Below are 11233 nucleotides of genomic sequence, written 5' to 3' on the forward strand. Positions count from 1 at the left end.
AATATAAAAAAACCGGCCAAGATAATTGACGCGAACCGGACAAAGTAATTGACATCTGATACCCCTTTTTCATACAAAACCAATACTCTATAAACTGAATCATCAGGAAATGCGTGCAGTCCCCTGGTTTAAAAGTTCATCCCCTTTTGCATCAATTAATTTATGACAATAGGGGCAAGCCATATTTAATCTTTTCACATCACCTTTCATCAACGGTTTCTGGCAATGTGGACAATAGTATGTTTTTGATGTTGTAGACTTTTTTTCCTGTTTGCTGTTTTTCATCTATTTCCTCTTTACTTCTGATGTAGACTCCATTGATTCCCAGCTGATTCGGGCCGAAAAAAGGATGGGGTTTGATTTATTAAGACCAAATTTTATGATTTAATTGCTTCAATCAAATTATTTGCCGTTGATGCTGCATCACCTATCAACATAATCGTTTTTTGATCCTTATATAAAGTGTTCTCCACTCCGGAATAACCCGGGTTTGCATCAAAATTACAAACGAGTATTCTTTTTGCATCATGGGCCATCAGTATCGGCATTCCAGAGATAGGAGTACCCGGGGTATCCATTGCTGATGGATTCACCACGTCACAGGCACCAAAAACGATGACTACATCTGTTTGTGAAAATTCAGGATTAATTTCATCCATCTCGTAAAGTTTGTCATAATCGACATCGGCTTCAGCCAGAAGAACATTCATGTGACCGGGCATTCTTCCGGCTACCGGGTGAATGGCGAACTTCACATCCGTACCCAGTGATTCAAGCATTGAAGCCAGCTGAACCACTTTGAACTGTGCCTGTGCCAGTGCCATACCATACCCGGGTACAATGATGATCTTTTGGGCGGACAAAAGCGTGGCAGTGGCTAACTCCAAGGGATTTTTCTGGTCTGTCTGATTTAAAGATGAATATTCTTCCATATCAGGCGTTACCTGGGGAAAAGTTTCAACCAATCGTTCAATCGTTTCTTTTGCATTTCCAAGCAGCAATATTGTGTTTTCATTTTCATACAAGGGATTTTTAACTCCCGAATATCCGGGTTTGTCGTCCAAGTTGCAACACACGACATGCCTTGATTTATGGGCATGCAGGATCGGCATACCGGAGATAGGAGATCCGTCAACTTCTATGGCAGCAGGATTAACCACATCGCAAGCGCCTATGACCAAAGACAAATCTGTCTTTGAAAAATCCGGGTTTATTTCATCCATTTCTTTTAGCAAGTCATAGTCAATACCGGCTTCGGCCAGAAGAACATTCATGTGTCCCGGCATTCTTCCGGCTACCGGGTGAATGGCAAACTTAACATCCTTCCCCATATCAAGCATGATGTTGGAAAGTTGGATCACGGCAAATTGTGCCTGTGCCACAGCCATTCCATACCCCGGAATTATAATGACCTTTTTTGCCTCCCGTGCATATTCAAGTGCTGTTTGAAAATTATTTTTTGGTGCGATAATCTGTGTATCGGTTGTATCTTGCGAGGAAATTTTGTTTTTGGGTGAAATGTCCTGGCCAGGGACAAAAACTCTATAAAGACTTCGGTTCATGGCCTTGCACATGACGTGGGTGAGGATTGATCCCGACGCTGCCACAGTGGCGCCGCAGGAAATCAACAGCTTATTTTCGATAATCATGCCGCAAAATGCTGCTGCCACACCTGCTGTGGCATTTAAAAATGAGATCAAAACCGGCATATCAGCCCCGCCAATACGAATGGAAAAAATAACACCGAACAGAACCGACATAAAAATAATGAGAATATATAAGAATATCCGGCTTTCCAAGAGCCCAACCACCGATACAATGATCAGCATAATAATGCCGATAAGATTTATCATCAAAAGCCATGTGTGTCTCGGAAGTATTCGAGGGGTCTGTCCAAGCCTGTTTGACAGTTTCCCACCGGCAATCATGCTGCCGCTGAAAGTCAATGATCCGATGGCAAGGCCTAGGAGACCAGAAATTTCATTTACCATTCCAAGGTGTTGAGATCCCCGGATCAATTCGGCAAAGGAAAGAAGAAAAGCGGCGACTCCCCCGGCACCATGCTGAAAGGCAACCATTGCCGGAATCTGAATCATCGTGATCCTTTTGGCCACCCAAAATCCTGCTCCGGAACCGACCACAAGGGATAAAAGTATTATATTGGAGTACATGGTTCCATTCCGATACAGAACCAACCCAGCCGCACAGGCTAAGGCAAAAGCTGCTGTAAGGTTACCAAATTTTGCCCTGTGGGGCCAGTGGAACAGCCAGATTCCCAGTATGAGGATGGCGATGACACAAAAATCCAAAACCAAGTTCAAGGCAGCATATGATTCAGTCATGGAGCCCCCCCGCCTGTTTCTTTTTTCTTAAACAGCCGTAACATTCTGTCGGTAATCGCAAATCCACCCACAAGATTAAAAGCGGCCATGACAAAAGCTATGGATCCTATAATCTGCTCGGTTCGGGTTGAAGCAACGGAAAAAAGAATCAAAACACCCAGTATGGTTACGGCGGAGATAGCATTTGTCATGGACATTAACGGTGTGTGAAGCAATGTGGGTATTCGGGAAATCAAAAAATATCCCACCACAAAGGAAAACAGAAAAATGCCAATCATTAATAAAAGGTTTGTCATTGGTTTAGTCCCTGAAAGTTTTTTACTGATTTCCCATGGCCTTGAGAGTGCCTTGATGATAAAGTTTGCCTTTGTGGGTAACAAGGGCACCTTTGATGATTTCATCGGTCATGTCAAGGTTGTCGGCCCCTTTTTTAAACAGGTTTTCAACAAAATAATACAGATTATTGGCATAGAGCCAGGAAGAATGAACCGGCAGTGATCCGGGTATGTTTTTAATCCCGCAAATATAGACACCCTGATGAACTAATTCTTCGCCCGGGTCTGTTATTTCACAGTTTCCTCCCTGGTCAATGGACACGTCAATAATAACAGACCCGGGCTTCATAGTTTCAACCATGGCTTTAGTGATCAAATGCGGGGCAACCTCTCCCGGGACAAGGGCACAGAGAACAATGATATCAGATTCTGCAACCAATGGTGCCAAAGCCTGTCTTTCTTTTTCAACCCATTCATCCGGCAGTGCTTTGGCATAGCCACCTTCGCCAACGGTAAGTTCTGATGGAATATCAAACCCCACCACTTTGACCCCTAAGCTCTCAGCTTCTTTTTTTGCATCCGGCCGGATATCAATCGCTTTTACAACACCCCCCAGTCTTTTTCCGGTTGCAATTGCCTGAAGGCCGACAACACCGGTGCCGATGACGAGGATATTGGCGGGTTTTATCATTCCAATGGAGGTACCGATCATGGGAATGAATTTTGGAAAATTTGCCGCCGCGATAATGATCGCTTTATAGCCGGTTATGGCGCTCATGGATGTTAATGGATCCATGCGCTGGGCCCTTGAAATTCTGGGGATACCGTCCATTGTAAATGCCGTAATCTTTTTGTTTTGCAATTTTTTCACGTCCCCATGATTTGAAGGGGCTGCCGGATGCAGAAAAGTGATCAGCATCTGGTTTTCTTTGAGCATATCGATCTCATGCTTGTTGAACAGATGGTTGAACATGGGTTCCTTTACTTTCAAGATAAGATCTGATGTGTCGAAAACCTCGGCGGCATCCCTTGCGATTATAGCCCCGGCTTTCTGATAGGCCTCATCATCTGTAAAGGCCCCTGCTCCGGCCTTTGTTTCAACAATCACCTCAAATCCCAGTTTTTTAAATTTTTCAACAGTTTCCGGAAGTGCTGCAACCCTGTTTTCCTTGTGCATTATTTCTTTTGGTATTCCAATCAACATGGTTAGACTCCTATATTTAAATTTAAGCTTGAATTTTATTGAACTGAACCCTTGCGTTTTCTAATGCATTATGAAATTTCGGTGGTTCAGGTGAGGCAAGTAAATCATCCATTTCTGCCACAATTTTCTGGATGAATTGTTTTAAAATGTCTTTGTCAAAGGCCTTGTTTTTAACAATTGTTGGGGCCAGTTTTTCAAGACCTTCTGTCGCCAGTATCCTGACATCATAATAAAGGTCCTTGCGCTTTATTAACGAAGTGACTTCCCTTGCGATATCAAGGCCTGGGTTCTCTACAAAGGGCAAAGATTCAATTGCAGCTTCACGCAGGCGCCAGTTCTGATCAAATCGAAGCAGACGGATCAGTTCATCCTGATACTTGCCAAGCTCCCGGCTCTCTGACAATTGCTCCAATTGTTCCAGAACAAGTCCCCAGTCAGTCAAATTTCCAAAAACATATTTTTTATCCATATCTTCCTCCGTTTAAAAAAAACAATTATTTGGCAATGCCACACTAAAAAACAGGATACGGTTTAAACGCTGTTGCTAAAAAATGATGTCAGCGGGCTTGATCCCTAGGAAAGCTGCAAGAGCAAAGCGTGTGCCATTGAACGAAACAATGTATAACCATCTGTAAATGCGTATGATATGGATTTGTTACGATTTTTAGCCGGAAACCAACATGGTGCAAAGCGCAACAATCGTTGCGTTTTGCACCATGTTAAGAAGAGATCTATTTGAATTAGATCATTATAATTTTAGTTCATGTTCAAACGATTCATTATACGCCACAGGGTGGATCGATCAATACCCAATAATTTTGATGCCTGTGTTTTATTTTGAGCGGTCATCTCCAGAACTTTAATGATATGCTTTTTACTCAATTGTTCCAGAGATTTTACATCCTTGGACACAAGGTCATGGTCTGAAACAGCAGGAGGCTTTGTCAAAACCGGGGGAAGACTGCCCGGTGTGATTTCCGGACTCGTTTCAAAAAGCGTTGCCCGTTCAATTATATTTTCAAGTTCCCTGACATTTCCCGGCCAGTCATAATGTTCCAACAGTTGGAAGGCCTCTTTGGATATCCTTTTTATGTTTTTATTATTTTGAGTTGAATATTGTTTTAAAAAATGGTGAGCCAGTATTCCGATATCTCCTCTGCGTTCTCTTAAGGGCGGCAGATCAATCATAACAACATTCAACCGATAGTAGAGATCCTGTCTGAAACTGCCTTGCTCAACCTTGGTTTCAAGATTTTTGTTTGTTGCGGCAATAATTCTTACAGAAACTGTTTTCCGCTCGAAGGAACCTACCGGTTGTATCTCTCCGTTTTCCAAGGCTCTGAGAAATGTCTGCTGAAGGCCCGGTCCGATATCCCCGATTTCATCAAGAAAGATGGTCCCTCCGTTTGCAGCCTCAAAAAGACCTGCTTTATTCGCGATTGCACCGGTAAACGCTCCTTTTACATGGCCAAACAATTCACTTGCCAGAATGTTTTCATTGAGAGCTGCGCAGTTGACCGGAAGATAGGGTTTTGAAGCCTTGTCACTGTTAAAGTGTATGGCTCTGGCAACCAGTTCTTTTCCCGTGCCGGTTTCTCCTTGGATAAGGATGGTTGTCTTTGAGTCTTTGACAGTGTTAATGGTTTTAAACACCCGCATCATGGCTTCACTGGTTCCAATGATGTTGTCAAAGGTATATTTTTTCTCAAGCTGCTGCTGCAAACGAAGATTGTTTAAAAACAATTCCCGTTTTTCAAGGTTTTTTTTAACAACAACCCTGAGTTCCTCCATGTCAAAAGGCTTTAAAATATAATCTTCAGCACCTTGTTTCATGGCAGAAACTGCTGTGTCAACCGTACCGTAGGCTGTAATCATAACAAACAAAATATTGACATCATACTTCTTTGTGGCTTTCAGTAGTTCCATTCCGCTAATACCTGGAAGCTTGAAATCTGATATGATCAAGTCAAATTGGATATTCTTGATTTCTTCAAGGGCTTTTTCACCGCAATCAACTGATTGTGCAGCATATCCCTCTTTTGAGATAACATGCAGCAATCCCTGATTCATTTTTTCATCATCTTCAACAATTAAAATCTTGTATCCTTTCATAGGATCTCCAAAATTATTCGATTGGCAATTCAACCGTGAACACGGTACCCGAATTCATTGCATCATCTCCGGTTGAACTGATTACTTTGATATCCCCCCCCAGTTTTCTTGCCATCTCATGGCTAACAAAAAGGCCAAGTCCTGTTCCTTTCCCCTGCTTTTTCGTTGTAAAAAACGGGGTGAATATTTTGATAAGTTTATCCTTGGGAATTCCTGGTCCGGAATCTGTAATTTCAATTTTTATTATTTTTAAAACCGGTACATAGCGCGTTTTTAATTTTAATATTCCGCCATCCGGCATGGCTTCACTGGCATTTGCAACAAGATTGGTCACTATGGCCTGCAGGGTGCTTGCATCAGTTCTTATATTCGGCATACCATTTTCAAGTTCTTGTTCTATTGTAATTTTGTTCGATGCGCAATGGGGTCCTGCGATACGCATCATTTTTATGAGGATTTTATTGACATCCGTCGTTTGTGCATCGTTTTGGTTGTGACGGGAAAAATCAAGAAGATTTCTTATTATTTGGCTTCCCTGCCTGACTTCATCGACCACTGTGGAAAGCCTTTGCTGAATGATTGAATTTTCGATCCCAGCCTCAGTGAGTTCTTCCTGGGCAATCTGGGTATAGAGTAACGCGTTGGCAAGTGGTGTGTTTAATTCATGGGCGATCCCGGAGGTAAGGAGACCAAGGGATGCAAGTTTCTCTTTTTGAATAATTTGAAACTCAAGTTCTTTTTCATACTGATATTTAGCTTTCAAAATATTTACGATTAGCGTTGATATAAAAAAGGCAAGTCCAAAAACAACCATGGCTGTCAGCACGCCATAAATCAGAGCCTCCCTTCCCAGAGCCTTGATGCGGTTTAAAATTTCCCCCATATCCTGATCTGCAATAACATACCACGGAAACACATCAACTTTTTGATATGCCTGTAATACCCGTTCTCCTCTATAGTCGATTGTTTCATAAGGCCCTTGCTTGTTTTCAACAATAAAATTCATAGAAATATTATTGTTGAGCGCTTTTGCCCCAAATCGTGATGTAGACAAAAACCTACCTTTTTTGTCTACCAGATAGGCTTCTCCTGTCGCTTCAATATTGCTTTTCCTTAACAAAGAGCCAATAAACCTGAAATCAATCAAGGCACACAAATGCCCGCAATTTTCTTTAGCGCCTGACAGTATTGATATGCAGCTCAGAAGGGTCGGTATTTGCTCCTGGTCCATGGTAAACATAAAAACATCATTAACACCTGTACCCACCCCTGCATTTGTCGATTCCCCAACAGCATGCAATAGTACAGGATCAAATGGAACATTCAGATTTGAGAAAACAAGTGTTCCGGAACTATCCAGTACAAAAAAACCAAGATAGGGGCGGTATTGTGCCCTGGTTTGTTCAAAATGGGTTTTCAGCCCCAGGGCATTAAAGTCAAGAATACAAATAGTATTGGAGAGTGTATTCAGATCGTTTGCTCTTTCTATCATGAACTCTTTTATTGATTCAGCATTTCTCATGGACAACCCCTGTAAGTATGAGGATGATTTTTCTTTGATCAGTGTTTCTCCCTGGGAAATAACTTTGTATCCCAGAGAGGCCAGGGGAACCAGTGAAACCGTCATAAATGCCAAAATAAGGAAAGTCCTGAGTCTTTCAAAATTCATTTTTAAACCCTTTTCAAATAATTCAACCCTTCAAAGTGAGCTCAGTCTATTTTTATATCAACTACCACTAAAAAAATATGTTTTTTAAATCAAATACTAAAAATTTTTCAAGATATGAGTCGATTAATTGGAAAAAACTTTAAGAAAAAAATACTGCTTCATGATAGCTATTAAACAATTATATTGTCTATTTGTGTTGCGAGTATGTTTTGTCGCCAGTTTTTTTTCTTCTAGTGAATTTTTAAGACATTGATTTTCTTTGGTTTTAATTCTTTTACTTCTTTTCTTCCATTTTTTTAGCTTTTGACAGGTAATGCTCAACGCTTTGTTCATCAAATCCCGGCATGGTTTTGGCAAAATCTGCAGCCTTTTGATAATACTCAGCAGCTATCTGCTTCTTTCCCCGGGCTTCATAGACCTGCCCCAGCCGTTCAAACCCATCAATCTGATCAGGATATTCATTCAACAGTTGTCTTGATACAGCTTCTGCCTCGTCTAGTTTATTCTGTTTGATAAGATCCATCACGCTATTTGAAAGCTGGTCCAATTCTGTATAAACTGGTATGAATTTTGTTGACTGAGGCTTGGGTTGGGTTGCACCCCCCTGCAACAGCAGACAGCATTTTTTATATTTTTTACCACTGCCGCAAGGGCATGGTGTATTGCGACCAATCTTTGCCATAAAGAAGATGTTTCATATTTTGAATCTTACGGCAAGGAAAAGATTGTGCAACTTCGATACGCCACAAATCTTGCTGTTGATCAATACATAGATCAGAAAGCATGGGAAGATGCCAAACTGACTCACTGTCCATTGCATCCAAAAGGCGGGTGTAGATTTGCCAGACATGGCACCTATGCCAGAAAATTTCCAGATGGGGTGAAGATCGCCAGGTGGTACTGCCCGGATGGCAGTGTAACCTTCAGTCTGCTGCCCGATTGCTTATGCTCAAGAATGCCCGGAACATTGATTGAAGTCGAAGAAGTTATCAATCAAATGGAGAGCGCTCCGAGTCAGGAAGCAGCAGCTGAAAATATCCGGTTGGATATCAACCTTCCAGGCGCTCTGCGATGGATGCGAAGACGATTGTTTCTTACCCGTATCACCTTAATGATGCTGATCGACCTTGTTGCGTCACTGGGGGATTGCCAACCGACTGTTTCATCCTTTCGATCCGTTTTGGGGATCGAATTGGTTTTACCCCGGCTTCGAACACTCGCCAGTTCTTATCTGGATATTTTACCGCCGCCTTTAGGGTTTGGCCCTCATCCCAGGACAAAAAAGGTTAAAAAAAACCATTTCCAACACAAGACAGGGACTGATCCACCTTATAAAAAAGGGTAAATTGCCTTTAACACCAGTTTAAGGAGGCAATGCCATGAAAATGAAACAAGACGGACTTAAAAACATGGGATCAATGCCTAAATACGGTCTTCGCACGCCTATTGAAAAAAGACCCATCGCCCCTTATCGCATCAGAAAAATCTCAGGCAGCTTTGCTTTTATCGAGCATCGGTTCCTGCGCGATGGGTTTTGGGCAAGCCTTGATCATCACCAGTTGTTATTGTATCTGTTTCTGGTTATGGTGGCGGACCGCAATGGCTTGTCCTATTACAGCTATGATAAAATCTGTATGCTTCTGAGCATCTGTGTTGATGAATACATCCTTGCCAGGGACTTTTTGATCGACCAGGACCTGATCGCATTTGACGGACGGCTTTTTCAAGTCTTATCTCTTCCCCAAAAGAATGGTCTGCCTTCCCCTGCGGCACTGACCAGTCCAAAAGAGATGGCGCAGCAGGATCCGGCAACGATCCATCAGCTTATCAAACAGTCTTTAGGAAGAAACCATGACAACAACTGAGAATATATTACCAGAAGAGTTCGAGCAATATCTGAGCTGTTATAAAGCTCAGGTTCGCAGCAAATATACCGTTCAGGGGATGAGAAGAGTACTGTCCAGCTTTAATACCTATCTTCAAAAATTTAATATTCATCTTTGTAAAATATCCATCGAACAGATCGACCACTTTTTAGCGCATTATAATAAAAATTATGCTACCGGAACAAGTAGAACGTATAGGTCACATCTGCGTAAATTTTTAGCGTATCTATATCAGGAAGGAGACATCAAAAAAGACCTTGCCCCTTTAGTGGTAAGTCCACCTGAGTTTGCACGGTCAAAACCACCGAAATTTTTACGCCCCAAAGAAGTCCAGCAACTGTTTAACAGTTTGGTTCTTTCTGATGTAAAAGATCTGCGTACTTATGCTGTGATGCACCTGGTGTATTATTTGGGGCTGAGGCCGAAAGAAATCAGCTTGATCACCCTGAATGATATCTCGTTTAGGCAGAAAGAAATCTTTATCCAGTCCAGGAAAAACCATAGCCCGGCTCATCTCCCGCTTCCGAACAACACCATCAGAGCAATCACCGCCTATATCGTCGGCGGAAGGCCTGAAAGCAAGTCACGAGTCTTGTTTTTACAACTGATACCACCTTATAAACCGGCAACCAAAACTGATATCTCCCGTGATACCCGAGAATTAATGCATGATAATAATCTTGCGGCAAGCATTTACTGGCTGCGTCATTCATATGCCCAGAATCTATTGGAGTCCGGCGCATCAATTTTTGAAATCAAAGAGATGATGGGCCATAAAAGTATAGAATCAACCAAAAAGTATCTGAGCGTTCATATCAATCTGATGCGGGAGGTTATCCTTGATGAAACGCTTTAATAGCTTTTTGGCCGAACAAATGGAAGCGTTTATCGAATATCGTCTGCAGTTGGGGTATTCAGCAACTATGATAGTTTACAGTCTTCGACTGCTTGATCAATATGTGATTAAAAAAAATGCGACTTGGGCATCCTTTGATCCGTTGTTTTTTATCAGGTTCAGGGCGGATCTTAATCATGAGAAAAGATCCATAAATATGAGTTTTAGACTGATCAAAATGTTTTTTAATTACCTTCTACGAAAAGATCTGATCCATGATAATCCATTGCTGGAAATTTCTGAATTAAAGGAAAACCAGATTATTCCTTTTATATTCTCTCCAGAAGAAACAAATTTGCTCCTGAATGCCATAATAAAGCAGATACGAACAACAGAAGCATTCTATCTGGCTGATTTTAGTGCTTATCTCGCCTTTTTGTTGATGGCCCGATGCGGGCTTAGAATATCAGAGACGCGTAATCTGTTGAAAACCAATTACAGGGCTGATGAAAGGACAATCTATATTGAAAAAACAAAGTTTAAGAAAGACCGACTGATCCCCATACCGGAAGCCGTGGCCTGTGAAATCAACAACCTGTTAAATGTTCGTCGATTGTTCCTTTATGAAGAGGACAATCCTTTATTATTGGCAAACAAGTATCAAAATGGCTTTTCATGGATGTCTTTGAATCGGCGGTTTAAACGGGCCATTAAACTGATCCATTTTGATTACCCCAGAAAAATAATTGGTTCCACAATTTTTTGTGCACCCACTCATCACAGTCTTCGTCATTCTTTTGCTGTGAATACCCTGAAACGTATTAAACAACAGGGCAAATCCCCTCAAAATGCACTGCCGGTGCTGGCAGTTTACATGGGACACAGCGAGTACAAATATACAACCAAATAC

11 protein-coding genes are annotated in these 11233 nt (G+C 41.8%); 4 read left to right on the forward strand and 7 right to left on the reverse strand.

What is annotated here, in order from left to right:
* Positions 1 to 377: 377 nt before the first annotated feature.
* The 7 genes from Q1Q15_RS25050 to Q1Q15_RS25080 all read right to left on the reverse strand — a co-directional run bounded on the left by Q1Q15_RS25050 (position 378) and on the right by Q1Q15_RS25080 (position 8284).
* Complete coding sequence (locus Q1Q15_RS25050) at positions 378 to 2342, reverse strand: NAD(P)(+) transhydrogenase (Re/Si-specific) subunit beta (protein ID WP_300465450.1); 1965 nt, start codon at positions 2340 to 2342, stop codon at positions 378 to 380.
* Positions 2339 to 2638, reverse strand: coding sequence for an NAD(P) transhydrogenase subunit alpha (locus Q1Q15_RS25055; protein WP_300465452.1), 300 nt, complete (start codon positions 2636 to 2638; stop codon positions 2339 to 2341). Before Q1Q15_RS25055 ends, Q1Q15_RS25050 begins: the two co-directional genes overlap by 4 nt.
* 22 nt (positions 2639 to 2660) lie before the next feature.
* The gene (locus Q1Q15_RS25060; protein ID WP_300465454.1) at positions 2661 to 3821 is read right to left on the reverse strand and encodes an NAD(P) transhydrogenase subunit alpha; all 1161 of its coding nucleotides are present in this window, start codon (positions 3819 to 3821) and stop codon (positions 2661 to 2663) included.
* A 22-nt stretch (positions 3822 to 3843) separates the two neighbouring features.
* Complete coding sequence (locus tag Q1Q15_RS25065) at positions 3844 to 4290, reverse strand: hypothetical protein (RefSeq protein ID WP_300465456.1); 447 nt, start codon at positions 4288 to 4290, stop codon at positions 3844 to 3846.
* Between the two features lie 287 nt (positions 4291 to 4577).
* Positions 4578 to 5933 (reverse strand): sigma-54 dependent transcriptional regulator, encoded by a 1356-nt coding sequence (locus tag Q1Q15_RS25070; RefSeq protein ID WP_300465458.1) that lies wholly within the window; start codon positions 5931 to 5933, stop codon positions 4578 to 4580.
* A 13-nt stretch (positions 5934 to 5946) separates the two neighbouring features.
* Positions 5947 to 7602 (reverse strand): PAS domain-containing sensor histidine kinase, encoded by a 1656-nt coding sequence (locus tag Q1Q15_RS25075; RefSeq protein WP_300465461.1) that lies wholly within the window; start codon positions 7600 to 7602, stop codon positions 5947 to 5949.
* A gap of 274 nt (positions 7603 to 7876) precedes the next feature.
* Positions 7877 to 8284 (reverse strand): tetratricopeptide repeat protein, encoded by a 408-nt coding sequence (locus tag Q1Q15_RS25080; RefSeq protein WP_300465463.1) that lies wholly within the window; start codon positions 8282 to 8284, stop codon positions 7877 to 7879.
* A gap of 45 nt (positions 8285 to 8329) precedes the next feature.
* Between Q1Q15_RS25080 and Q1Q15_RS25085 the strand changes: the two genes are divergently transcribed.
* From Q1Q15_RS25085 to Q1Q15_RS25100, 4 genes are all read left to right on the forward strand, one after another.
* Positions 8330 to 8947, forward strand: a complete 618-nt coding sequence (locus Q1Q15_RS25085) for a hypothetical protein (protein WP_300465465.1) — start codon at positions 8330 to 8332, stop codon at positions 8945 to 8947.
* A 34-nt stretch (positions 8948 to 8981) separates the two neighbouring features.
* A complete protein-coding gene (locus Q1Q15_RS25090; RefSeq protein WP_300465467.1) occupies positions 8982 to 9467 on the forward strand; it encodes a hypothetical protein in 486 nt (161 codons plus the stop codon).
* Complete coding sequence (locus tag Q1Q15_RS25095) at positions 9454 to 10344, forward strand: tyrosine-type recombinase/integrase (RefSeq protein WP_300465469.1); 891 nt, start codon at positions 9454 to 9456, stop codon at positions 10342 to 10344. Before Q1Q15_RS25090 ends, Q1Q15_RS25095 begins: the two co-directional genes overlap by 14 nt.
* A partial coding sequence (locus Q1Q15_RS25100; protein WP_300465471.1) for a tyrosine-type recombinase/integrase occupies positions 10331 to 11233 on the forward strand: 903 nt, incomplete at its 3' end. The genes Q1Q15_RS25095 and Q1Q15_RS25100, both read left to right, overlap by 14 nt.

The organism is Desulfobacula sp., assembly GCF_030145145.1.
Lineage (GTDB): Bacteria > Desulfobacterota > Desulfobacteria > Desulfobacterales > Desulfobacteraceae > Desulfobacula.